This is a genomic window from Agromyces allii (genome assembly GCF_009749385.1).
GTDB lineage: Bacteria > Actinomycetota > Actinomycetes > Actinomycetales > Microbacteriaceae > Agromyces > Agromyces allii.
Map to the genome: position 1 here is coordinate 245581 of NZ_WBIN01000001.1, position 24818 is coordinate 270398.

Annotated in this window: 20 protein-coding genes; 4 read left to right on the forward strand and 16 right to left on the reverse strand. The window is 69.9% G+C overall.

Annotated features, from left to right (window positions below; translation table 11 throughout):
* Nucleotides 1-194 precede the first annotated feature (194 nt).
* From GQR16_RS01070 to dapE, 3 genes are all read right to left on the reverse strand, one after another.
* The gene (locus tag GQR16_RS01070; protein ID WP_067875042.1) at nt 195-368 is read right to left on the reverse strand and encodes a DUF3117 domain-containing protein; all 174 of its coding nucleotides are present in this window, start codon (nt 366-368) and stop codon (nt 195-197) included.
* Nucleotides 369-482: 114 nt separating this feature from the next.
* Nucleotides 483-1736, reverse strand: coding sequence for a hypothetical protein (locus GQR16_RS01075; RefSeq protein ID WP_246200384.1), 1254 nt, complete (start codon nt 1734-1736; stop codon nt 483-485).
* A gap of 7 nt (nt 1737-1743) precedes the next feature.
* The gene (gene dapE, locus GQR16_RS01080; protein ID WP_157413297.1) at nt 1744-2835 is read right to left on the reverse strand and encodes a succinyl-diaminopimelate desuccinylase; all 1092 of its coding nucleotides are present in this window, start codon (nt 2833-2835) and stop codon (nt 1744-1746) included.
* Nucleotides 2836-2938: 103 nt separating this feature from the next.
* Between dapE and dapD the strand changes: the two genes are divergently transcribed.
* Together dapD and GQR16_RS01090 are read left to right on the forward strand one after the other, a co-directional pair.
* Nucleotides 2939-3886 (forward strand): 2,3,4,5-tetrahydropyridine-2,6-dicarboxylate N-succinyltransferase, encoded by a 948-nt coding sequence (dapD, locus tag GQR16_RS01085; protein ID WP_157413298.1) that lies wholly within the window; start codon nt 2939-2941, stop codon nt 3884-3886.
* A gap of 99 nt (nt 3887-3985) precedes the next feature.
* Complete coding sequence (locus tag GQR16_RS01090; RefSeq protein ID WP_157413299.1) at nt 3986-6652, forward strand: penicillin acylase family protein; 2667 nt, start codon at nt 3986-3988, stop codon at nt 6650-6652.
* Nucleotides 6653-6772: 120 nt separating this feature from the next.
* Here GQR16_RS01090 and GQR16_RS01095 read toward each other — a convergent pair whose 3' ends face one another.
* From GQR16_RS01095 to GQR16_RS01115, 5 genes are all read right to left on the reverse strand, one after another.
* Nucleotides 6773-8059, reverse strand: a complete 1287-nt coding sequence (locus GQR16_RS01095; RefSeq protein ID WP_246200421.1) for a citrate synthase — start codon at nt 8057-8059, stop codon at nt 6773-6775.
* Between the two features lie 258 nt (nt 8060-8317).
* Nucleotides 8318-9436, reverse strand: a complete 1119-nt coding sequence (gene dapC / locus GQR16_RS01100; RefSeq protein ID WP_157413301.1) for a succinyldiaminopimelate transaminase — start codon at nt 9434-9436, stop codon at nt 8318-8320.
* 1 nt (nt 9437) lies between these two features.
* A complete protein-coding gene (gene fdxA / locus GQR16_RS01105; protein ID WP_116081304.1) occupies nt 9438-9758 on the reverse strand; it encodes a ferredoxin in 321 nt (106 codons plus the stop codon).
* A gap of 38 nt (nt 9759-9796) precedes the next feature.
* Nucleotides 9797-10249, reverse strand: a complete 453-nt coding sequence (locus GQR16_RS01110) for a hypothetical protein (RefSeq protein ID WP_157413302.1) — start codon at nt 10247-10249, stop codon at nt 9797-9799.
* Nucleotides 10246-10734 carry a hypothetical protein gene (locus GQR16_RS01115; protein WP_157413303.1) on the reverse strand — a complete coding sequence of 163 codons (489 nt, stop codon included), beginning with the start codon at nt 10732-10734 and terminating at the stop codon, nt 10246-10248. Before GQR16_RS01115 ends, GQR16_RS01110 begins: the two co-directional genes overlap by 4 nt.
* A 90-nt stretch (nt 10735-10824) precedes the next feature.
* Between GQR16_RS01115 and GQR16_RS01120 the strand changes: the two genes are divergently transcribed.
* A complete protein-coding gene (locus GQR16_RS01120) occupies nt 10825-11631 on the forward strand; it encodes an enoyl-CoA hydratase/isomerase family protein (RefSeq protein WP_157413304.1) in 807 nt (268 codons plus the stop codon).
* A 106-nt stretch (nt 11632-11737) separates the two neighbouring features.
* On the opposite strand, the gene GQR16_RS01125 is transcribed toward GQR16_RS01120, so the two are convergent.
* The 6 genes from GQR16_RS01125 to GQR16_RS01150 form a co-directional block, all read right to left on the reverse strand.
* Complete coding sequence (locus GQR16_RS01125) at nt 11738-12592, reverse strand: M23 family metallopeptidase (protein ID WP_157413305.1); 855 nt, start codon at nt 12590-12592, stop codon at nt 11738-11740.
* 189 nt (nt 12593-12781) lie between these two features.
* Nucleotides 12782-14686, reverse strand: a complete 1905-nt coding sequence (gene typA / locus GQR16_RS01130; RefSeq protein WP_157413306.1) for a translational GTPase TypA — start codon at nt 14684-14686, stop codon at nt 12782-12784.
* 245 nt (nt 14687-14931) lie between these two features.
* On the reverse strand, nt 14932-16698 hold the full coding sequence (locus GQR16_RS01135) for a dipeptide ABC transporter ATP-binding protein (protein ID WP_157413307.1): 1767 nt from the start codon (nt 16696-16698) through the stop codon (nt 14932-14934).
* Nucleotides 16695-17648: an ABC transporter permease gene (locus GQR16_RS01140; protein WP_157413308.1), complete on the reverse strand. Its 954-nt coding sequence runs from the start codon at nt 17646-17648 to the stop codon at nt 16695-16697. Before GQR16_RS01140 ends, GQR16_RS01135 begins: the two co-directional genes overlap by 4 nt.
* Nucleotides 17638-18567: an ABC transporter permease gene (locus tag GQR16_RS01145; protein ID WP_157413309.1), complete on the reverse strand. Its 930-nt coding sequence runs from the start codon at nt 18565-18567 to the stop codon at nt 17638-17640. Before GQR16_RS01145 ends, GQR16_RS01140 begins: the two co-directional genes overlap by 11 nt.
* Before the next feature lie 185 nt (nt 18568-18752).
* The gene (locus GQR16_RS01150; protein ID WP_157413310.1) at nt 18753-20375 is read right to left on the reverse strand and encodes a peptide ABC transporter substrate-binding protein; all 1623 of its coding nucleotides are present in this window, start codon (nt 20373-20375) and stop codon (nt 18753-18755) included.
* 205 nt (nt 20376-20580) lie between these two features.
* Here GQR16_RS01150 and GQR16_RS01155 point away from each other — a divergent pair, with 205 nt between their 5' ends.
* Nucleotides 20581-21342, forward strand: a complete 762-nt coding sequence (locus GQR16_RS01155) for a CPBP family intramembrane glutamic endopeptidase (protein ID WP_157413311.1) — start codon at nt 20581-20583, stop codon at nt 21340-21342.
* On the opposite strand, the gene GQR16_RS01160 is transcribed toward GQR16_RS01155, so the two are convergent.
* Both GQR16_RS01160 and gcvP read right to left on the reverse strand, forming a co-directional pair.
* Complete coding sequence (locus GQR16_RS01160; protein WP_157413312.1) at nt 21288-21761, reverse strand: hypothetical protein; 474 nt, start codon at nt 21759-21761, stop codon at nt 21288-21290. The genes GQR16_RS01155 and GQR16_RS01160 overlap by 55 nt on opposite strands.
* 150 nt (nt 21762-21911) lie before the next feature.
* A complete protein-coding gene (gcvP, locus tag GQR16_RS01165; RefSeq protein ID WP_157413313.1) occupies nt 21912-24803 on the reverse strand; it encodes an aminomethyl-transferring glycine dehydrogenase in 2892 nt (963 codons plus the stop codon).
* Nucleotides 24804-24818: the final 15 nt, after the last annotated feature.

A 24818-nucleotide genomic window follows, 5' to 3' on the forward strand; every position in this document is an offset into this window, starting at 1 on the left:
CCCGCTCGAACGCCTGCTCGCGCTCACGAGCGCCCGCGCCGCGGCATCCGGAACGCTCTGAGAACGACGGATGCCGCGTCACGACCTCGTGACGCGGCATCCGCCTTCTGCGTACTCGCCCGAGCGCCGAGGCGCTCGGCGGGCATGCCTCGAGCCGAGCACCGCACGCGGGCTCGGCTCGAAACTGGAACTGATCAGGCCGGGTTGACGACGCCGCCGAGCACGTCGTAGAGCTCCTTGGCCTCAGCATCGTTCACCGAGACGACAAGGCGTCCGCCGCCTTCGAGCGGTACCCGCACGATGATCAGACGACCCTCCTTCACAGCCTCCATAGGCCCGTCTCCGGTGCGTGGCTTCATGGCCGCCATTGAGCTACCCCTTTCGTGGCTGTATGCATCCATTATCGTTCATCGGAAGCAGTCCTGAGAAATCGCCGGGAGCCTGTGGATGACGCAGAGCGACCAACGACGCCTCGAGGCGACTCACGGCGGCGTCCAGTCGCTCCCGTCGATGCCCCACGCGATGAGGAGCCAGCCGACCTGCAGGGCCAGGAAGAGCACGACGACGCTCCAGCGGTACCACCTCGACCGCGGAATCGCCAACGCGCCCACGAGCGGGAACAACGGCGACGCGATGCGGAACACGCTCGACTGCGGGAAGAACACCGCGAGCAGGTACAGCGCGTAGCTCGCCGACCACAGCCGGATGTCGACGCCGAGCCGTCGCACGGCGGGCGTGAAGAGCAGGAGTGCGAACCCGAGCACGAGCGCCACGACGGCGATCGCGCCGAGCGGCTGCCCGAGCCACCATCCGCCCGACTCGAACCAGGCCGTGAACGGCACGAGTTCGCCGTACCCGATGTACGCGGCCCGCCAGGCGAGCTCGGTGTCGGTGTACGCGTGCAGGTCGCCGGTGCCGATCGCGGCCACGAGCAGCCAGCCGAAGCCGAAGAGCACCGCGAAGGCGGTGACGGATGCCGCGAGCACGCGTTCGCGCAGCGGGAACGGGTCGTCGCGCCGCCGCCACCAGCGCCAGAGCCAGTGCAGCCCCAGCGTCAACGCGAACGCGAGCGCACCCGGCCGGGTGAACGACCACAGTGCGATCACCGGGAACAGCCATCCGTAGCGCCGGTCGACGAGCAGCAGCAGGGCCGTGGCGAGCAGCAGGTAGCCGAGCGACTCGGCGTAGCCGAACTGCTTGATCGGCGACACCGGCGCGACGCAGAACAGCACGACGGCGAACATCGCCCGATCGGGTTCGAGGAACCGCGACATGAGGCGGTGCAGCACGAGCGCGGCCCCGAGGCCTGCGGCGAGGGAGACGACGACCGAGGCGATGTTCCACGGCACCTGGAACCAGGTGAGCATGCCGACGAACGCCGGATACACCGGCATGAACGCCCACGCGTTCTCGGCGACATGGCCGTCGACCGTCTGCGGCAGCACGCCCGGATACCCCGAGAGCAGGATGATCTGGTACCAGCGGGCGTCCCACATGTTCGCGAACTCGAAGTAGCCGGGCCTCGCGGCCGTCCAGGGGTTCGCGCCCTGCACGCTCGCGAGCGCGAGCACGAACACCGTCGTGATCGCGCGGGCGCCCACGAAGATGAGCACGACGCGCAGCCACCACGGCGCGAGACGCCACCGCACGCGCGGCGACCACCGCGTCGTCCGGAACGGGTCGGGCTCATGGCCGGGCTCCCGCTCGGGCCCGCGCTCGGTCTGCGCCGTCGTCATCGGCGGATCAGGCCCCGGTCAGCCACGACCGCAGGCCGATCTCGCACGCGAGGATCGCATCGAGGCGCACGCGCTCGTCATCTGTGTGCGCGAGGCTCGGGTCGCCCGGCCCGTAGTTGACCGCGGGCACGCCGAGGGCGCTGAAGCGCGCGACGTCCGTCCAGCCGTACTTGGGCCGCGCCTCGGCGCCCACCGCCGCGAGGAACCCCTGCACGAACGGGTCGTCGAGCCCCGGCCGGGCGCCCGCCGAGGCATCCGTCACCGTCACGTCGTACTCGGGGAACAGCGTGCGCATGGCCTGGATCGCCTCGTCGACCGTGCGGCTGGGGGCGAACCGGTAGTTGACCGTGAGCACGGCCTCGTCGGGCACGACGTTGCCGGCCACGCCGCCGCCGATGCCGACCGCGCTGAGCCCCTCGCGGTAGGCGAGCCCCTCGACGTCGACCGTCTCGGCCTCGAAGGCGGCGAGCCGCTCGAGCGCGGGGGCCAGCGCATGGATCGCGTTCACGCCCATCCACGGGCGCGAGGTGTGGGCGCGCGTGCCGGTCGCGCGGAGCTCGACGCGCAGCGTGCCGTTGCACCCGCCCTCGACCTGCCCGTTCGAGGATTCCCCGAGGATGGCGAAGTCGGCCTCGAACAGGTCGGGCCGCGCCTCGGCGAGGCGCTTCAACCCGTTCAGGTCGGCCGCGACCTCCTCGTGGTCGTAGAACATCCAGGTGACGTCGTAGACCGGGTCGGCGAGTTCGACGGCGAGCTTCAGCGCGACGGCGACGCCGCCCTTCATGTCGGTGGTGCCGCGGCCCCAGAGGTAGTCGACGCCGTCCTCGGTCTCGAACCGGGTCGGCACGTTGCCGTTGATCGGCACGGTGTCGAGGTGCCCGGCGATCACGACCCGGCGCTCGCGCCCGAGGTTCGTGCGCGCGACGATCGTGTCGCCGTCGCGGTGCAGCTCCAGGTGGGATGCCGCGGCGAGCGCCTGCTCGACGAGATCGGCGAGCACCGTCTCGTCGCCCGACACGCTCGGGATGTCGCAGATCGCCTTCGTGAGCGTCACCGAGTCGGCGGTCGGGTCGAGCGGGGCTGGCGTCTCGTCGGGCATTCCCCGAGTCTATTCGGGGCGCCCCCGTGACGCCGTGGCCGCGTCGCGAAGCCGCGCGCGTCGCCCCGCGTCATCCGCCCGCCCCGGTCGGTACCCTTGGAGCATGCCCGCGAACGAGACCGCCATCGCCCCTGCCCGCACCGCCGCCGCCACCGGTCTCACGACCGTCGCCGGCGACGGCACCGTGCTCGACGCCTGGTTCCCGGCGCCGCGCGTCGGCGCAGCGGCCGCACCGCTGGCGCCCGAGCACGCCGCGCTCGCGGGCGAGGACGCCCGCCGCAACGTCCGGATCGAGGCGATCGAGCTCGAGATCGACCTCGACGCCGCCCCGGCGAGCACGGCCGACGCGTACCTCCGCCTGCACGTGCTCTCGCACCTGCTCGCGGCGCCGAACACGATCAACCTCGACGGCGTCTTCGGGCACCTGCCCGCCGTGGTCTGGACGAACGCGGGCCCGGTGCACCCGGCCGACTTCGACCGTCTCCGCCCCGCCCTGCTGCGCGCGGGCATCCACGCGACGGGCCTCGACAAGTTCCCCCGCCTGCTCGACTACGTCACGCCCGAGCGCGTGCGCATCGCCGACGCCTCGCGCGTGCGCCTCGGCGCGCACCTCGCACCGGGCACCACGGTCATGCACGAGGGCTTCGTGAACTTCAACGCCGGCACGCTCGGCACCTCGATGGTCGAGGGGCGCGTGTCGCAGGGCGTCGTGGTCGGCGACGGCTCCGACATCGGCGGCGGCGCCTCGATCATGGGCACGCTCTCGGGCGGCGGCACCCAGCGCGTGTCGATCGGCGAGCGTGCGCTGCTCGGCGCGAACTCGGGCATCGGCATCTCGATCGGCGACGACACGGTCGTCGAGGCCGGCCTCTACGTCACCGCCGGCACGAAGGTCGCCGTGCTCGGAAGCGGCACCGACCGCACCGTCAAGGCGGTCGAGCTCTCGGGCGTCCCCAACCTGCTGTTCCGCCGCAACTCGGTCAACGGCCGGGTCGAGGTGCTCTCGCGCGACGGCCACGGCGTCACCCTGAACACGGCGCTCCACGCCTGAGTTCCGACGGGCCGTTCGCACGGCCCGCCCGCTCCATTACAGTTGTGCCTCAGGTCGCCGGGCGGCGGCCATCGCCGTGGGCGAGCACGAAGGAGTGACGTGGGCACCGACGCACCCAGAACCCGACACCACCGCTGGCTGAGAGCGCTCACCTGGACGCTCGCGGTCGTGCTGCTCCTCGTGCTCGCGGCAGGCGGCGTCGGGTGGTGGATCGTGCAGCGCTCGTTCCCCACGACGAGCGGGCGCATCGACGCTCCCGGCCTCATCGCGGCCGTGAGCGTGTACCGCGACGACGCGGGCATCCCCCAGATCGTCGCCGAGAACGACCACGACCTCTTCTACGCCCAGGGCTTCGTGCACGCGCAGGACCGGTTCTGGGAGATGGACTTCCGCCGCCACGTCACCGCCGGTCGGCTCGCCGAGCTCTTCGGGGCTTCGCAGGTCGGCACCGACACGTTCATCCGCACCCTGAACTGGCGCGGCGTCGCCGAGCAGGAGTACGAGCTGCTCGACGAATCCTCCCGCGCCTACTACGAGGCGTACGCGGCGGGCGTGAACGCCTACCTCGCCGAGCGCAGCGGCGCCGAGCTCTCCCTCGAGTACGCCGTGCTCGGTCTCCAGAACCCCGGCTACTCCCCCGAGCCCTGGACCCCCGTCGACTCGATCGCGTGGCTCAAGGCCATGGCCTGGGACCTGCGATCGAACCTCGGCGACGAGATCGACCGGGCCCTCCTCTCCTCCGCGCTGCCCGCCGAAGAGGTCGCGCGCCTGCATCCCGGCTTCGACTGGTCGACCGCGCCCACCATCATCGACGGGCTGCCCGCCGCGTCGGCGACGGCCTCGACGGGCGGTGCGACCCCCGTCGACCCCGCGCCCTCGGTGACGGATGCCGCGGACGGCGGTGCTGCGGCATCCGCGACGTCCGAGGCCACCGGGGCCAAGGCCGAGTACGTGGCCGCCCTCACTGCGCTGCGTGCGACGCTCGACGGCATCCCCGCCCTGCTCGGGCCGGAGGGCAACGACATCGGCTCCAACTCGTGGGTCGTCTCGGGAGAGCTGACCGCATCGGGCAAGCCGCTGCTCGCGAACGACCCGCACCTCGGCCCGGCGCTGCCGTCGATCTGGGCGCAGATGGGCCTGCACTGCGCCGCCCTCACCGACGCATGCACGTTCGACACCGCCGGCTACACGTTCGCGGGCCTTCCCGGCGTCATCATCGGCCACAACGAGCGCATCGCGTGGGGCTTCACGAACCTCGGACCCGATGTCGCCGACCTCTACCTCGAGCGCGTCACCGGCGACACCTACGAGCTCGACGGGGTGCAGCAGCCGCTGCAGGTGCGCGAGGAGACCATCCAGGTCGCCGGCGGTGCGCCTGTCACCGTGACGGTGCGCTCCACGGGTCGCGGGCCGATCGTCACCGACATCAGTCCGGACTTCACGGCCGTGGCCGATGAGTACCCCGCGGCATCCGGCGTCCTCGACGGCGCCTACGAACTGTCGCTGCAGTGGACCGCGCTCACCCCGGGCACGACCGCGCAGTCGATCTTCGCACTCGACCGCGCACGCGACTGGGACGAGTTCCGCGCCGCGGCGGCCCAGTTCGACGTGCCCTCGCAGAACCTGATCTACGCCGACGTCGACGGCAACATCGGCTATCAGGCGCCCGGAGCGGTGCCGATCCGGGCATCGGGCGACGGCACGCTGCCCCAGCCCGGATGGACGAGCGACGTCGGCTGGACCGGCGAGGTCGCGTTCGACGACCTGCCGAACGTGCTGAACCCGCCGCGCGGCTACCTCGTGACGGCGAACAACGCCGTGGTGAACGGCGGCCCCTTCCTCACCGCCGACTGGGACTACGGCTACCGCGCGACCGCCATCGAGCAGCTGCTGAAGGAGCGCATCGATGCCGGCGAGAAGCTCACCGCCGACGACTTCACGCGCATCCAGCTCGACACGAGTGACGCGAACGCCGCCGCGTTCCTCCCGGTCATCGCCGAGCTCGACCTCTCGGGCGACGCCGCGCGAGGTGCCGAGCTCCTCGCCGACTGGAACGGCCATGCCGACGCGAACAGCCCCGAGGCCGCGTACTTCGCCGTGTTCTGGAAGACCCTGCTCGCCGACATGTTCGAGACCCTCCCAGAGCAGACCCGCCCCACGGGCGGCGACCGCTGGTTCAGCGTCGTCGGAACCCTGCTCGGCGAACCCGACGCCGCCTGGTGGACGAACGACCGGCTCGGCGTCACCGGCCGCGACGCGATGATCGCCGATGCGCTCGGCGAGGCCTGGGGCGAGGCGACGAGCCGCATGGGCGGCAACGCCGACACGTGGCGCTGGGGTCGCCTGCACACGCTCACCCTCACCAACGCGAGCTTCGGCACCTCGGGCATCGCGCCCATCGAATGGCTCTTCAACCGCGGCCCCTACGAGCTCGGCGGCGGTTCGTCGATCGTGAACGCCATCGGCTGGGATGCGACGCTGGGCTACGGCGTCGACTGGGTGCCGTCGATGCGCATGGTCGTCGACCTGAACGACCTCGACGCCTCGACGTGGGTCAACCTCACCGGCGCATCGGGCCACGCGTTCCACCCGAACTACACCGACCAGGCGCCGCTCTGGCAGCACGGCGAGACCCGCGACTGGCCGTTCAGCCTCGACGCGGTCCGCGCTGCCACGACCGACACCCTCGATCTCCGGCCGGCGGCCGGATCCTCGCCGCCGGCCGCCACGGATCCGGCGTCGAGCGAGACGCCCGTGGCGGGGTGACCCGACCACGAGACGCACGAACGCCGAAGGGGCGCCACGCGAACGTGGCGCCCCTTCGGCGTCTCGGCGGCCGCGGCATCCGTCCGCCCGATTCAGGCGGACCGACGACGGGACCGGCGCTCAGGCGCCGGGGTAGCGGCGCTCGGGCTCGCCGATGTAGAGCTGCTGCGGGCGACCGATCTTGGTCTGCGGGTCGAGGTTCATCTCGCGCCAGTGCGCCATCCAGCCGGGCAGGCGGCCGATCGCGAACAGCACGGTGAACATGCGCGTCGGGAAGCCCATGGCCTTGTAGATCACGCCGGTGTAGAAGTCGACGTTCGGGTACAGGCGACGCTCCTTGAAGTAGTCGTCCTGCAGCGCGAACTGCTCGAGCTCCTTGGCGATGTCGAGCAGCGGGTCGGCCACGCCGAGGCCGGCGAGCACCTCGTCTGCCGACTGCTTGACGATCGTCGCACGCGGGTCGTAGTTCTTGTACACGCGGTGGCCGAAGCCCATGAGCTTGACGCCGTCTTCCTTGCGCTTCACGCGCTCGACGAACTTGCCCACGCCCTCGCCGGAGTCGCGGATCTGCGCGAGCATCTGCAGCACGGCCTCGTTGGCGCCGCCGTGCAGCGGGCCCGAGAGCGCCTGGATGCCGGCGGAGATCGACGCGTACAGGTTCGCACCGGTCGAGCCGACGAGGCGGACGGTCGAGGTCGAGGCGTTCTGCTCGTGGTCCTCGTGGAGGATCAGCAGGCGATCGAGCGCCTTCGAGAGCACCGGGTCGATCTCGTACGGCTCGGCCATGTTGCCGAAGTTCAGCCGCAGGAAGTTGTCGACGAAGCTCAGCGAGTTGTCGGGGTACAGGAACGCCTGCCCGAGGCTCTTCTTGTGCGCGTAGGCCGCGATGACCGGCAGCTTCGCGAGGAGGCGCACCATGGTGAGCTCGACGTCGTCGGGGTCCTGGCCCTCGTAGTACGTGGAGAGTGCCGAGACGGCGCTCGAGAGCACCGACATCGGGTGCGCGGTGTGCGGCAGCGCCGAGAAGAAACGCTTGAGGTCTTCGTGCAGCAGCGTGTGGCGACGGATCTTCTCGTCGAACTCGCCCAGCTCGTCGGCCGTCGGCAGCGACCCGTAGAGGAGCAGCCAGGCCACCTCGAGGTAGGTCGAGTGCTCGGCCAGCTGCTCGATCGGGTACCCGCGGTATCGCAGGATGCCCTGGTTGCCGTCGATGTACGTGATCTCGGACTGCGTCGAGGCCGTGTTCACGAAGCCGTAGTCGAGTGCGGTGAGCCCGGTCTGTCGCGTCAGCGTCGACAGGTCGATGCTCGAGGCGCCGTCGACGGCGGCACGAATGGGGAACTCCGCGGTACCACCCGGGAAGTTCAGGGTCGCCTGAAGGGGCTTCTGGCCTTCGGCTGCGTTCAGAGCGTCGCTCACGGCGCCTCCTGTGATCGTCATGTGCGGTCACCTGCTTTCCGTCTCGCGGCGTGGTTCGGCCGCGATCCGAACTACAGCCTAGACGTGGCCGGGGCACACTGTCGCATCCGCCAATACAACCGGCGAGCAGTTGCCGGATTCGACAGATGCGACCGCGATCGGGACCCCTCCGGCTGTGTCAGGCCACAGTCACGACCCGACCCGCGGACGATGCGCAGACGAGTCGGGCGCGAATCCGAGGTCGTCTCAGGCGACGGATGCCGCGAGTCGGCGTGCGGCGGCTGCGACGCGTTCGTCGGTGGCGGTCAGCGACAGCCGCACGTGCTCGGGGTAGTGGTCTCCGTAGAAGTGCCCCGGGCCGGCGACGATGCCGAGGTCGGCGAGCCGTCCGATGGACTCCCACGCGTCGCGCCCCTCGGTGGCCCAGAGGTAGAGTCCGGCCTCGCTGCGGTCGATGCGGAATCCGGCGGCCTCGAGAGCCGGCAGCAGCACGTCGCGGCGCGCGCGGTAGCGCTCCTTCTGCTCGGCCACGTGCGCGTCGTCGCCGAGCGCGGCCACCATGGCGGCCTGCAGCGGTGCCGGCAGCATGAGCCCGGCGTGCTTGCGCACGTTCGTGAGCTGCTCGATGAGGAGCCCGCAGCCGACGACGAACGCGGCACGGTAGCCGGCCATGTTCGACTGCTTGCTGAGAGAGTAGACGGCGAGCGTGCCGCTGCGGTTCTCGCCGCTCACGCGCGGGTCGAGGATGCTCGGCACGCGCTCGTCGTTCCAGGGGGCGTCCCAGCCGAGCTCGGCGTAGCACTCGTCGCTGACGATGGTCGCGCCGAGTTCGCGCGCCCGGGTCTGCGCGGCGCGCAGCTCGTCGACGTCGAGCACGCGCCCGTCGGGGTTGCCGGGGCTGTTCAGCCACACGAGCTTCGTCTCGGCCGGCCACTCGGCCGGGTCGTCGGAGGCGAGTGCGTCGGCTCCGGCGATGGCCGCGCCGATCGCATACGTCGGGTACGCGGCGCGGGGGTGGACGACGACGTCGCCCTCGCCGACGCCGAGCATCATCGGCAGCAACGCGACGAGTTCTTTGGAGCCGATCGTCGGCAGCACGTTGCGTTCGCCGAGGCCCGTGCCGACCACGCCTCGACGGCGTTCGAACCACTCGACGATCGCTCGGCGGAGTTCGGGCGTGCCCACGGTCTGCGGATAGGCGTGCGCATCGGTCGCGGCCGACAGCGCCTCGCGGATCACCGCGGGCGTCTCATCGACGGGCGAGCCGATCGAGAGGTCGACGACGCCGTCGGGATGCACGGCCGCGCGCTCCCGGTAGGGGGTCATCAGGTCCCACGGGTAGTCGGGCAGCGCGCCGAGCGCCATGTCAGTGCGCCTGCGGGGGCAGCACGGCGATGACGGGGTGGTCCTTCGCGATGACGCCGACCTTGGCGGCGCCGCCGGGCGAGCCGAGGTCGTCGAAGAACTCGACGTTGGCCTTGTAGTAGTCGGCCCACTCGTCGGGGAGGTCGTCTTCGTAGTAGATGGCCTCGACCGGGCAGACCGGTTCGCATGCGCCGCAGTCGACGCATTCGTCGGGGTGGATGTAGAGCGAGCGCTCGCCCTCGTAGATGCAGTCGACCGGGCACTCGTCGATGCAGGCGCGGTCTTTGACGTCGACACACGGAAGGGCGATGACGTAGGTCACGGTGGCTCGGAGTCCTTTCGGAAGACTGGAACTTCAGTCTATGCCGCGCCGAAGCCCGGCGAGGCCGCGCCCGAGGCCGAGCCGGCGACTACGGCGCCGGCGGGGCGCGTGCGCTGCGGCAGTCGCGGCCAGGCCACGACGAACACGGTCACGAGCGCCGGGCCGATCGACCAGATCGTGCCCGTGAGGTCGCCGACCACGAGCACGGAACCACCCGGACCGGGCAGCGTCAGCAGGCCCACCATGAGGATCACGCCGAGTCCGGCCACCGCGGCGACCAGCCGACCCCCGCCGATCGTGCGGAACGCGACGAGCAGCGCCGCGACGCCGATGAGCGCCACGACGAGACCCCACGGCAGGCTCACCTCGCCGATCCGCCAGACCTGGCGATGACCGACCGTGCCGAGCGTGCCGTAGATCGCGCCGACGAGGAGCGCGAGCACGAGCGTCGCGACGCGGCTCCAGAGGCTCGTCTCGCCGAGGTCGTTCACTTCGGCGTCACCGTGTACGAGACCGTGGAGTCCTGCACGGTGAGGAGCACCAGGTACGTGCCGTTCGAGTAGACGTTCGCGTCGAGCTGCCCTCCGGTGAGCGCGTCGCGCTGCTCCTGGGTCATCGAGGTGTCTTCGGCGAAGCCCGCCTCCTCGAGTGCCGACGCGGCCGCCGCCGCGGGGTCGGCCGCGGTCGAGTCCACGACCACGACCCAGCCGTTCGCGTCGCCCGTGCCGATGCCGACCGTGATCTGGCCCTCGACCACCGGGATCTCGGCCGGGAAACCCTCGGGCAGTTCGCCGCCGAGGCTCACGTCGCCGCCCGTAGCGCCCTCGATCGCGTCTTCGACGCCGTTCTGCACGAGATCCTCGACGGGGTTGACGCAGCCCGTGAGCAGCCCTGCGGCGAGGCCCGCCGCCGCGACGGCGAGGGCGGCGCGAACCGCCGTGCGCGGCATCCGGACCCTGGACGAAGGTGATGACATCGTGACTCCTCGATGGATTCGGTGTCCTCGGATTCTACCGGCGCGCATGCCGTAGCGTGGAGCCCCAGCCACCCGAGAGGATCGACGACGATGACGACACCCGAGCCCGAGCCCGCCCGCCCCGAGGTCGACCTGGCGTTCGACGGCGACGTCGCGATCGTGACGATCGACCGTCCGAAGGCGCTCAACGCACTCTCGTCCTCGGTCCTCGAAGCACTCGACGACGCCTTCGCGCGCATCGCGGATGCCGCGGCATCCGTTCGAGGCGTGCTCGTCGTCGGTGCCGGCGGGCGTGCGTTCGTCGCGGGCGCCGACATCGCCGGCATGGCCGGTGCGACACCCGAGGAGGGGCGACGCTCGGCCGAGCTCGGCCACCGTGTCGCGGCGCGCATCGAGGCCTGCGACGCGCCCGTGATCGCCTGCGTCGACGGGTTCGCGCTCGGCGGTGGCCTCGAGCTCGCGCTCGCCTGCGACTTCATCTACGCGACGGATGCCTCGAGCTTCGGCCAGCCCGAGGTGCGCCTCGGACTCATCCCCGGGTTCGGGGGCACCGTGCGCCTGCCGCGCGTCGTCGGCCCCGCCCGCGCGAAGGAACTCATCTACAGCGGACGCCGCATCGGCATCGACGAAGCGGTCGAGGCGGGGCTCGTGGTGCGCCGCTTCGCCGACCGCGAGGCGCTGCTCGCCGGAGCCCGCGAGACGGTCGCGCAGATCGCGCAGAACTCCCCCGTCGCCGTCGCGAACGCCAAGCGCGTGCTCGTGGGCGCCGCAGGCCGGTCGACCGACGAGGCCGTCGCGATCGAGGTCGGCGGGTTCGCCGAGGCCTTCGGCACCGACGACATGCGCGAAGGCGTCGCGGCGTTCCTCGAGAAGCGCTCCCCCGGGTTCAGCAGCTGAGTCGGAGAGATGTCGTGCTCCTCGGGCCCGACGGAGGACCGGCGCCGGTCGAGCGTTGACGGTCAGGCGATGGCCGTCAGGCGATGACGGTCAGGCAGCGATGAGGTCAGCCGGTCACGCGCATCGCCAGCCAGGCGAAGCCGTCGAACCGAACGCCGTCGGCGCCGAACATCTCGAGGTGCAGGTGGGGGCCCGTCGACTGACCGGTGGTGCCGACGACGCCGATCTGCTGGCCGGCCGTGACGTGGTCGCCCACGCCCACCGTCATCGAGCCGCTCTGCATGTGGGCGTACGACGAGGTCACGAGCGTGCCGCCGATGTTGTGCTGCACCTCGATGTTCACGCCGAGACCGCCGCCGTTCTCGGTCGCGAGCACGACGACGCCGTCGGCGATCGACACGATCGGCGAACCGTTGCCCGGGTTGAAGTCGACGCCGTCGTGCACCGTCGAGCAGCCGGCGCAGGGAGCCGAGCGGGGGCCGAACCCGTCGCTCTGGCGCTCGGGGGTGAGCACGGGCCACACGATGCGGTCGGTCTCGATGAGCGAGACCGAGCCGACGCTCGCGACCTGCGACACCAGAGGCGGCGGGGCGGCCTCGACCGCGTAGGTGCTCGCACCCGCGACCGCTGCCGGCATGACCACGTCGCTCGCGACCTCGATGGTCTGCGGCTCGAGCTCGACCGTGTCGCCGGTGTACGGCGCCGGCGCGTAGACCGAGGCGGTCGTGTCGCTCGCGCTCACGGCGAGGGCCGGAACACTCGAGCTGATCACCATGGCCCCGACGAAGCCGAGTCCGAGCAGCACGAGACCGGCCCGTCGTGGGAGCAGGTCGCGCATGGGCGGCACCGAGGCGATCGCGGCGCGGAAGGCCTGGTTCGCGGGAAGGACACGGGCATGGGTGCCGCGGACGGCCGCACGGGATCGCGCAGCGGCTCGGCGGCCGAAGTGGGGGAAGGTCATGGGTGGAGCAGGTATTTCTGGTCGGGGGCGTCCAGGTGAATCATTCCAACGTATGAAACGTTTCTGTACAAACCCTCAACTTCGCCTGCGCAACCCGTGTGCGCCGGTGCACTCCAGCCCCGTGGAGACGCCGAAAGGGGCGGATGTCGCAGGCTTGCAACCCGTGACATCCGCCCCTCTCGAAGCGGCCTAGCCCTGCTTCTTCAGGCGCGAGGTCGTGCGAGCGCGCGCCGTGGCGTCGAGCTCGACCTTGCGGATGCGCACGGCGGCCGGGGTGACCTCGACGCACTCGTCTTCACGCGCGAACTCGAGGCACTCCTCGAGCGAGAGCTGGCGCGACGGAGTCATCGACTCGAAGTTGTCGGCCGTCGACTGACGCATGTTCGTCAGCTTCTTCTCCTTGGTGATGTTGACGTCCATGTCGTCGTTGCGCGAGTTCTCGCCGATGACCATGCCCTCGTAGACCTCTTCGGTCGGGTTCACGAAGAACGTCATGCGCTCCTGGAGCGCGATGATCGCGAACGGCGTCACGACGCCGGAGCGGTCGGCGACGATCGAGCCGTTGTTGCGGGTGACGATCTGGCCGGCCCACGCGTCGTAGCCGTGCGAGATCGCGTTCGCGATGCCGGTGCCGCGCGTGGTCGTCATGAACTCGGTGCGGAAGCCGATGAGGCCGCGGCTCGGGACGATGAACTCCATGCGCACCCAGCCGGTGCCGTGGTTCGACATGTTGTCCATGCGGCCCTTGCGCGACGCGAGCAGCTGCGTGATCGCGCCGAGGTACTCCTCGGGTGCGTCGATCGTGAGGTGCTCGTAGGGCTCGTGCGTCTTGCCGTCGACCTGCTTGGTGACCACCTGGGGCTTGCCGACGGTGAGCTCGTAGCCCTCGCGGCGCATCTGCTCGACGAGGATCGCGAGCGCGAGCTCGCCACGGCCCTGGACCTCCCACGCGTCGGGGCGTCCGATGTCGACGACCTTGAGCGAGACGTTGCCGACGAGTTCGCGGTCGAGGCGGTCCTTGACCATGCGCGCGGTGAGCTTGTGGCCCTTGACCTTGCCGACGAGCGGCGAGGTGTTGGTGCCGATGGTCATCGAGATGGCCGGCTCGTCGACCGCGATGATCGGGAGCGGGCGCACGTCTTCGGGGTCGGCGAGCGTGTCGCCGATCATGATGTCCTCGAAGCCCGCGACCACGGCGATGTCACCGGGGCCGGCGCTCTCGGCGGGGTAGCGGTCGAGCGCCTTCGTCAGGAAGAGCTCGGTCACGCGCACGTTCTGAACCGTGCCGTCGTGCTTGACCCACGCGACGGTCTGGCCCTTCTTGATGGTGCCCTGGAAGACGCGGAGCAGCGCGAGGCGGCCGAGGAACGGCGATGCGTCGAGGTTGGTGACGTGCGCCTGCAGCGGGTGCTCGTCGTCGTAGGTCGGAGCCGGGATGTGTTCGAGGATGGCCTCGAAGAGGGGCTCGAGGTCGTCGTTGTCGGGCAGTTCGCCGTTCTCGGGCTTGGTGTGGCTCGCGGCGCCGTTGCGGCCCGAGGCGTAGACGACGGGCACGTCGAGGATCGCGTCGAGGTCGAGGTCGGGCACGTCGTCGGCCAGGTCGGAGGCGAGACCGAGCAGGAGGTCCTGGCTCTCGGCGACGACCTCGTCGATGCGCGCGTCGGGGCGGTCGGTCTTGTTCACGAGGAGGATGACCGGCATGCGGGCCTCGAGGGCCTTGCGGAGCACGAAGCGGGTCTGGGGCAGCGGACCCTCGCTCGCGTCGACGAGCAGCACGACGCCGTCGACCATGGAGAGGCCGCGCTCGACCTCGCCGCCGAAGTCGGCGTGACCCGGGGTGTCGATGACGTTGATCGTGATGGGGGTGCCGCCCGCGTGGACGCCGTTGTACGAGATCGCCGTGTTCTTGGCGAGGATCGTGATGCCCTTCTCGCGCTCGAGCTCGTTGGAGTCCATCGCACGCTCTTCGACGTGCGCGTGCTCGGCGAACGAGTGCGTCTGGTTGAGCATCGCGTCGACGAGCGTGGTCTTGCCGTGGTCGACGTGAGCGACGATCGCGACATTGCGCAGGTCGTTGCGGGTGGCGTTCGCCATGTTCGGTCCTCTGGGCTGGTGGGCTTCGGATGCCGCGCCCCTCGGCCGCGAGGGCGGCACGACGGAGAACGCGGGAAGCGCTTTGGTGAAGGTCTGGGGATGCACGACCGAGATCGACGGCTCGCGCCCGACAAGCCTACCGTGCCGAGGCCGTGTTCACCTGAGAACCGAGAACGCCCGGCATCCGAAGATCGGATGCCGGGCGTTCGCGGGTGCGCGGCGAGCCGCGCCGAGCCGGTTCGGGGCTACGCCCCGAGCTCGATGTTCGCGCCCGGAATGGCCGCGAGCAGGTCTTGCGTGTACTGCTGCCGGGGGTTCTCGAACACCTCGTCGGTGGTCGCGGCCTCGACGATGCGACCGCGCTGCATGACGCTCACGTGGTCGGCGATCACCCGGACGACCGCGAGGTCGTGCGTGATGAACAGGTACGTGAGGCCGAGTTCGCCCTGCAGATCGGCGAGCAGGCGCAGGATCTGGGCCTGCACGAGCACGTCGAGCGCCGAGACGGCCTCGTCGAGCACGACGATCTCGGGCTTCAGCGCGAGCGCACGCGCGATCGCGATGCGCTGACGCTGACCGCCGGAGAGCTCGTTCGGGTAGCGACCGACCAGGGTGCGCGGAAGCGACACCTGGTCGAGCAGCTCGAAGACGCGCTCGCGACGCGAGGCGCGGTCGCCCACGCCGTGCGTCGAGAGCGGCTCGGAGATCGTGTTGCCGATGTTGCGCAGCGGGTTCAACGAACCGTACGGGTCCTGGAAGACCGGCTGCATGCGGCTTCGCAGGTCGAAGAGCTGCTTGCCCGTGACGCTGGCCAGGTCTTGACCGCCGACGACGATCTTGCCCGACGTGGCGTCTTCGAGCTTCAGGAGCATCTTCGCGACGGTCGACTTGCCCGAGCCCGACTCGCCCACGAGCGCCATGGTCGTGCCCTTGGGGATCTGGAACGACACGTCGTCGACCGCGGTGAAGTCGCCCGCACCACGGATCTTGTAGACCTTGGTGAGGTGCTCGACCGTGATCGCCGGCGGCGCCGACTCGGCCGCCGCGAGCAGCTCGGCTCGCGCCTCGGCCGTCGCGAGCAGGTCGATCTCGTCGCCCGCCGCCGTCTCGGCGTCGGACTGCATCGCGGCCTCGGCCGCGGCGATGCTGCCCGTGGCCTGGATGCGCCGCGACGCGAGGCTCGGGGCCGCGGCCACGAGACGCTGCGTGTACGGGTGCTGCGGGTTCTGCAGGATCTCGACCGACGGGCCGGACTCGACCACGCGGCCCTTGTACATGACCACGAGCTGCTCGGCGCGCTCGGCCGCGAGGCCGAGGTCGTGCGTGATGAACAGCAGGGTCGTGCCGAGCTCGCGGGTCAGCGACTCGAGGTGGTCGAGGATCACGCGCTGCACGGTGACGTCGAGCGCCGAGGTGGGCTCGTCGGCGATGAGCAGCTGCGGGTCTGCGGCCAGGCCCATGCCGATGAGCACGCGCTGGCGCATGCCGCCCGAGAACTGGTGCGGGAACTGCTTGAGGCGACGGTCGGCGTCTTGGAGGCCGGCCTGCTTCAGCACCTCGATCGCGCGCTTCTTGATCTCCTTGCGGCCGGTCGCGATGCCGTTGGCCTTGATGGCCTCCTCGACCTGGAAGCCGATCGACCAGACCGGGTTCAGGTTGGACATCGGGTCCTGGGGGACGAAGCCGATCTTGCGACCGCGGACGACCTCCATCTCCTTCTTCGACGCCTTGGTCAGGTCTTGGCCGTCGAGGAGGATCTGGCCGCCCGTGACCTGGCCGGTGCCGGGGAGCAGGTTGATGATCGCGTGCGCGGTCGTCGACTTGCCGGAGCCGGACTCGCCGACGATCGCGAGGCTCTGGCCGCGGTAGAGCGTGATGTTCACGCCGTCGACGGCCTTGACCAGGCCGTTCTGGGTGTTGAACCCGACCTCGAGGTTCTTGATCTCGAGGATCGGACGCTCGGAGCCGTCGCGGCGCACGGCCGATTCGGTTGCCTTCGTGGTGTCGGTCATCGACGTGCCCTCGCCTTCGGGTCGAGCGCGTCGCGGACGACCTCGCCGAGCATGATGAAGCTGAGCACCGTGATCGACAGCGCGATCGACGGGAGGATCAGCACCTGCGGGGCGGTGCGGAGGTCGAGCTGCGCGGCGCTGATGTCATTGCCCCACGACATGGTGCTCGACGGCAGTCCGACGCCGAGGAACGACAGGGTCGCCTCCGCGACGATCGCCGAGGCGAGCGAGATCGTGGTGATGACGATCACGGGCGCGATCGAGTTCGGGAGCACGTGACGGAGCAGGATGCGGAAGCGCGACACGCCGAGGGCGGTGGCCGCCATGACGTAGTCGGCGTTCTTCACCCTCAGGATCTCGGCTCTCAGCACACGTGCTGTCGCCGGCCACGCGAATATGCCGATGGCGAGCGAGATCACCCACACGTTCGCGTACTTCGAGAACACCGACATGATGACCACGGCCGCGAGGATGTAGGGGATCGAGAAGAAGATGTCGCCGAGGCGCGAGAGCACCGAGTCGATCCATCCGCCGTAGAAGCCCGCGAACGCGCCGAACGTGATGCCGAGCACGGCCACGAGCACGGTCACGATGATGCCGACCGAGAGCGACGTCGACGTGCCGTGGATGATGCGCGAGTAGATGTCGCAACCCTGCTTGGTGAAGCCGAGCGGGTGGCCGTCTGCCGGGCCGCCGTTGCTGTTCGAGAGCTGGCAGTCGTTGTTCGGCGGAACCTGCGTGAACAGGCCCGGGAACAGGGCGACGATCACGACGAGCACGATGAGCGCCGACGAGATCCAGAACATCGGACGGCCTCGGACGTCGGCCCAGGCGTCGGTCCAGAGGTTGGTGGGCTTGCCCTCGGCCTTGACCTTGTCGATCGCGACGAGAGGGGTCTCTTCGAGCGGTGCGACGAAGTGCTGCTGATCGGGTCTGGTGTTACTTGGCATAGCGGATCCTCGGGTCGAGAACGGCGTACAGAAGATCGACCAGCAGGTTCACCACGAGGTAGATCAGCACCATCACGGTCACGAACGAGACGACCGTGGGGCCCTCGCCGCGAATGATCGCCTGGTAGAGCGTGCGTCCCACACCGGGGACGTTGAAGATGCCCTCGGTGACGGTCGCACCGACCATGAGCACGCCGAAGTCGACGGCCAGGTAAGTCACCACCGGGATGAGGGAGTTGCGCAGGATGTGCACGGGGACGATACGGCTGCGGGAGAGGCCCTTGCTCGCGGCGGTGCGAACGAAGTCCTGTCCGTCGGTCTCGATGACTGACGCCCTCGTCAGTCGCGTGATCTGCGCGAAGCTGATCGTCGCCAGCACGATCGCCGGGAGTATCAGGTCTTGGGTCGGTGCGCCTGGCCCGACCGTGGTTCTGAACCACCCGAGCTGGATGCCGAAGATGAACTGGGCGACGAAGGCGACCACGAACACCGGCAGCGAGATGAGGATGAGGCTCACGACGAGCGCGCTGGCGTCGAAGATGCCGCCCTTGCGGAGACCCGAGATGAGACCGACGGCGATGCCGAACACCATCTCGATGATGACCGCCATGAGGGCCAGTCGCAGCGTCACCGGGAACGTCTCGGCGAGGATCTCGGAGACCGGCTGCCCGGAGAAGGACGTGCCGAGATCTCCGCGGAAGATGTTGCCGAGGAAGATGAAGTACTGGACGATGAACGGCTGGTCGAGGTTGTACCGCTCACGGAGCTGTTCGAGCACCTGGGGCGGCGGGGTCTTGTCGCCGAACAGGGCGACGATCGGGTCGCCCGGCATGGCGAAGACCATGAAGTAGATCAGGAACGTTGTTCCGAGCAGTACAGGGATCGCCTGCAGCAGTCGGCGCGCGATGTATCCGGCCATCGATCAGGCCTCGCGCTTCGGATTAGTGGACATGTGGAAGAAACCTCACCCTTATGCGAGTTCGACCCCACGATGCTACGCCGATCAGACGTGCACCGGAGGATACGTGAGTGTGGGGCGGCAGCCGATGGCTGCCGCCCCACGGGCGCCTCAGAGTCTAACCCCGAGACATCCCAGATCGAGAATTACTCGCTCTTGGTGATCTCGTAGTACAGCGGCACGGAGTTCCAGCCGAACTGCACGTCCTCGACCGTCTGGCCCCAAGCACCGTTGACCGTGGAGTACCACAGCGGGATCGCGGGGAGGTCCTGGAAGAGGATCTCCTGCGCCTGCTGGAACTTCTCGTTCGCGGAAGCGAGGTCGGTGTCGGCACGGCCCTCCTGGAGGAGAGCGTCGAAGTCGGCGTTCGAGTAGTCGCCGTCGTTCGAGCCTGCGCCGGTCGCGTAGATCGGGCCGAGGAAGTTGAACAGCGCCGGGTAGTCGGCCTGCCAACCGGTACGGAAGCCGGTCTCGATCGTGCGGTCGGTGATCGCGGTGCGGACCTCGGCGAAGGTCGGGTACGGAGCGCCCGACGCGTCGATGCCGAGGTTGTTCTTCAGCTGGTTCGCGACTGCGTCGACCCAGGCCTGGTGGCCGCCGTCGGCGTTGTACGCGATCTGGAAGGTGCCGCTCCACGGGGAGATGGCGTCAGCCTGGGCCCACAGGTCCTTGGCTGCGTCGGCGTCGAAGTCGAGGACCTCGGATCCGGGGATGTCCTCGGAGTAGCCGTCGATGACCGGCGACGTGAAGTCGTGGGCCGGCGTGCGGGTGCCCGAGAAGATCACGTCGGTGATCTCTTCGCGGTCGATCGCCTTCGAGATGGCGGCGCGACGCAGCTTGCCCTCTTCGCCACCGAAGTGCGCGAGGCGGTCGGGAACCGTGAACGACTGGAAGATCGCTGCGGCCTGCGTGACGGCACGGTCGCCGAACTCGTCCTGGAAGGTCGAGAGAGCGCCGTCGGGGATGGCGTCGAGGACGTCGAGGTTGCCGCCCTGGAGGTCGGCGTACGCCGCTTCCTGCGTGGCGTAGAAGACGATGTCGAGGCCGCCGTTCTTCGGGGCACGAGGACCGTCGTAGTCGGGGTTCGCGACGAGGCTGATGCGCTCGTTGTGCTTCCAGGCGCCTTCACCGTCGAGCATGTACGGGCCGTTGCCGATCGGGTTCTCACCGAATGCGTCGATGTCGTCGAACGCCGAGGCGGGCAGCGGGTAGAAGGCCGAGTAGCCGAGGCTGAGCGGGAAGTCCGACTCGGGCTGGATCAGGGCGACCGTGAAGGTCGTGTCGTCGACGACCTTGAGGCCGGGGAGCTCTGCGACGTCCTCATCGTAGGAGAAGCCCTCGATGTCGGCGAAGAAGTACTGCGAGAGCTGCGGGCCGTTGGCCGTGTTCGCGCCGTAGTTCCATGCGTCGACGAACGAGCTCGCGGTCACGTCTTCACCGTTGGTGAACTTCAGACCCGGCTTGATCTTGATCGTGTAGTTCTGCGCGTCTTCGGTGTCGATGGACTCCGCGACGTCGTTGTGCACGGCGCCGTCTGCGTCGTAGTAGACCAGACCCGCGAAGATCGAGTCGATGATCTTGCCGCCACCGGTCTCGTTGGTGTTGGTGGGAACCAGCGGGTTCTGGGGCTCGGAGCCGTTGGTGGTGACGACTGCGGAAGTGCTCGCGCCGTCGGTCGCCTCGGGCGAGCCGCTCGTGCAACCGGTGAGCACGAGCACTCCGGCCGCAGCAAGAGCAATGGCTGCAACGCCGATTCTCTTGATCTTCAATGTTCCTCCTGTAGACGTGCGTCGGCAGTGCGGCTTCTGGCCGCCCTGGAGCGCGGGATGAGTCGAGACTATGAATCGCCAACCCTCGAAGCAAACTCCTGCGCAAACTGTTACCGACGCGCAACCTTGCGAACGCAACGTGCGACGGATTCCGGCGTGGCGCGCAGGATCTTTGCACACACGGCTCGTATGCGAGGATCAGTGCATGTCGGCTGCTCGTTTGCGCATCGAGATCATCATCGTGCTGGGCCTCTCGCTCGGCGCCTCGGCGGTGTACTCGGTCGTCTCGATCATCGCGAAGCTCACGGCCGCGCAGGCGCTCGGAGACCAGTCGGTCGCCCTCAACCCGAGCCGGTCGCAGCGCGAGTGGCTCGACTTCACGTACCAGTTCCTCGACGTGTTCTTCGGCCTGTTCGCGGTCGCGCTCGTGCTGTACCTGCTGTGGCAGCCGGGGCGCAGCCCGTTCCGTCGCATCGGCTTCGACCTGACCCGGCCGGGGCGCGACGCGGCATCCGGCCTGCTCCTCGTGCTGGTGATCGGCGTGCCGGGGCTCGCGCTGTACGCGGCAGGCCGTGCGCTCGGCATCACGGTCGCGGTGCAGGCGTCACCGGCCGACTGGCTGTGGTGGACCGTGCCGATCCTGGTCCTGCGCGCGCTCGAGGCCGCGCTCACCGAGGAGCTCATCGTCGTCGGCTACCTGTTCACGCGACTGCGCGAGCTCGGCGTCGGCCCGTGGGCGACGATCGTCTCGAGCGCACTGCTGCGCGGCAGCTACCACCTGTACCAGGGCTTCGGTCCGTTCGTCGGCAACGCGGCGATGGGCATCGTCTTCGGCTGGTGCTACCAGCGGTGGGGGCGCACGATGCCGCTCGTCGTCGCGCACTTCGTGCTCGACGTCGTGTCGTTCGTGGGCTACCCCCTGGCCGTCGCCTGGTGGCCCGGGCTGTTCGCCGCGCCGGCCTCCTGAGGCTCGCGCTCGGGTTGCGGATGCCGCGGCTCGGGCAGCGGGTGCCGCGGCCGGGTCCTCGGGGCGAGGTGCGACCCGCTCGCGAGCGCGAGCACCGTGGCCGGCATCGGCGGCAGCGCCTCCTCGGGCGGCTCGACGCGGAGGTCCGAGTCGCTCGCGCGCACACGGGCCATCTCGAGCCAGCTGTGCCGCGACGGCGTGCAGGCGGCCGAGATGCCGTCGACGCCGTAGACGCCCGACTGCGCGAGCGCGCTCAACGAGTCGGCGCGCCGCAACGCCTCGGCGAGACCGGGATCTCGTCGCTCCAGGAGGCCGGCCCGCTGCTCGAGCCCGAACACGCGCGACGCCGCCGCGCTGCAGACGACCATCGCCGCGACGAACCCGACGCCGCCGACGATCGAGACCAGATCCATGAGCATCTTGCGCACCCCCTCGTGAGAGTGCCCCCAGTGTAGACCTGAGGTCACCTCACGTACAGGGTTCGAGGACGCGTCGGCGCGGTCGGCCGGCGCGCGGGCGACGGATGCCGCAGGCGGCCGCCCGCGGCATCCGTCGCCCTGCTCTGCTCGTTACGCGAACGCCTCGATCGGCGGGCAGGCGCACACCAGGTTGCGGTCGCCGTAGGCCTGGTCGATGCGGCGCACGGGCGCCCAGTACTTGTTGCGCACGAGGGAGTGCACCGGGTAGACGGCCTGCTCGCGCGTGTAGGGGTGGGTCCACTCCCCCGCGATGACGGACTCCGCCGTGTGCGGTGCGCCGCGGAGCGGGTTGTCGTCGACCGGCCACTCGCCGCGTCCGACGGCGTCGGCCTCGGCCTTGATCGCGATCATGGCCTCGACGAAGCGCTCGAGCTCGGCCAGGTCCTCGGACTCGGTCGGCTCGACCATGAGCGTGCCCGCGACCGGGAACGACATGGTGGGTGCATGGAAGCCGTAGTCGATGAGGCGCTTGGCCACGTCGTCGACGCTCACGCCCGTCTCGGCCGTGAGCGGCCGCAGGTCGAGGATGCACTCGTGCGCGACGAGGCCGTTCTCGCCCGTGTAGAGCACCGGGAAGTGCTCGCGCAGGCGGGAGGCCACGAAGTTCGCCGCGAGCACGGCCGAGGCGGTCGACTGCGCGAGCCCCTCCGCGCCCATCATGCGCACGTACGCCCACGAGATCGGCAGGATCGACGGGCTGCCGTACGGAGCCGCCGAGACCGGTCCGCCGCCGTGCACGAAGCCGCCCGCGTGGTCGGTGCGCTGCGCCATGGGGTGGCCCGGCAGGAAGGGCGCGAGGTGCGCCTTGGCCGCCACGGGGCCGACACCGGGCCCGCCGCCGCCGTGCGGGATGCAGAACGTCTTGTGCAGGTTCAGGTGCGACACGTCGCCGCCGAAGTCGCCGAAGCGCGCGAACCCGAGCAGGGCGTTGAGGTTGGCGCCGTCGACGTAGACCTGTCCGCCGGCGTCGTGCACGGCCTGGCAGATCTCGCGCACGTCGTGCTCGTAGACGCCGTGCGTCGACGGGTACGTGATCATGAGCGCCGCGATGGATGCCGCGTGCTCGGCGATCTTGGCCCGCAGGTCGGCGAGGTCGACGTTGCCGAGCTCGTCGCAGGCCACGACGACCACGCGCATGCCCGCGAGCACCGCGGACGCCGCGTTGGTGCCGTGCGCACTCGACGGGATGAGGCACAGGTCGCGCTCGGCCTCGCCGTTGGCGAGGTGGTAGCCGCGGATCGCGAGGAGGCCCGCGAGCTCGCCCTGGCTGCCCGCGTTCGGCTGCAGCGACACGGTGTCGTAGCCGGTGACCTCGGCGAGCCAGCTCTCGAGCTGCTCGACGAGCCCGAGCGAGCCGACGACGTCGGCCTCGGGCGCGAACGGGTGCAGGTTCGCGAACTCTGGCCAGGTCACGGCCTGCATCTCGGTCGCCGCGTTCAGCTTCATCGTGCACGAGCCGAGCGGGATCATGCCCCGGTCGAGCGCGTAGTCGCGATCCGCGAGGGTCTTCAGGTAGCGCATCATCTGCGTCTCGGACTGGTGCGTGTTGAACACCGGGTGCTCGAGGTACGCGCTCGTGCGGCGCAGCGCCACGGGCAGGCTGTCGGGCAGGGCGGACAGCGACACCGGGACATCCGCCCGCTCGCCAAGGCGGAACGCCTCGACGACGAGCGAGAGCTCGTGCTCGGTGGTCGTCTCGTCGACCGCGATGTGCACGGTTGCCTCGTCGGCCTCCCACACGTTCAGGCCGAGGTCGTGCGCCTTCGCGACGACGTTCTTCGCGAGACCGGGCACGTGCACGCGGATCGTGTCGAAGTAGTGGTCGTGCGCGAGCGTGAGGCCGAAGCCCGTGAGCGCGTCGGCGAGCGCCTTGGCCTTGGCCGCGGTCGTCACCGCGATGTGGCGGATGCCGCGGGGCCCGTGGTACACGGCGTACATCGACGCCATGACGGCCAGCAGCACCTGCGCCGTGCAGATGTTCGAGGTCGCCTTCTCGCGGCGGATGTGCTGCTCGCGCGCCTGGAGGCTGAGCCGGTAGGCGGGGTGGCCCGCGGCGTCCTGCGAGACGCCCACGAGTCGGCCGGGAAGCTGGCGCTCGAGGCCCTTGCGCACGGCCATGTAGCCCGCGTGCGGCCCGCCGAAGCCCATGGGCACGCCGAAGCGCTGGCTCGTGCCGACCGCGACGTCGGCGCCGAGCTCGCCGGGGCTCGTCAGCAGCGACAGCGCGAGCAGGTCGGCGGCGACGACCGCGAGCGCGCCCTGCGCCTTCGACGCGGCGATGACGGATGCCGGGTTCCACACGCGGCCCGAGGCGCCCGGGTACTGCACGAAGACGCCGAAGTGCTCGCCGAGGGCGGAGACGTCGGTCTGCTCGTCGAGCGAGGCGACGACGAGCTCGATGCCGACGGCCTCGGCCCGGGAGACGAGCAGCGCGTGCGTCTGCGGCAGCGCGTCGGCGTCGACCACGAAGCGGTTCGACGTCGACTTGCTCCCGCGGCGGGCGAGGAGCATGCCCTCGACGACCGCGGTGCCCTCGTCGAGCATCGACGCGTTGGCCGTGTCGAGCCCGGTGAGGTCGGTGACCATCGTCTGGAAGTTGATGAGCGCCTCGAGGCGACCCTGCGAGATCTCGGGCTGGTACGGCGTGTAGGCCGTGTACCAGCTCGGGTTCTCGAGCACGTTGCGCTGGATCACGGCGGGCGTGATCGTGCCGGAGTAGCCGAGGCCGATCATCGACGTGCGGACCGTGTTCTGGTCGGCCAGCGCGGCGAGCTCGGCGAGCGCCTCGCGCTCGGTCGCGGCGGCGGGGATCGCCGAGTTCAACACCTCGCCCATGCGGATGGACGTCGGCACCGCGGCAGTCATGAGCGCCTCGAGCGAGTCGTAGCCGAGCTCGGCGAGCATGATCGCGTGGTCGCTCGGCGTGGTGCCGATGTGGCGGCGCCCGAAGGCGTCGAGGTCGAACGTTGAGGAGGTGCTCATCGGGTGCGGTTCCTT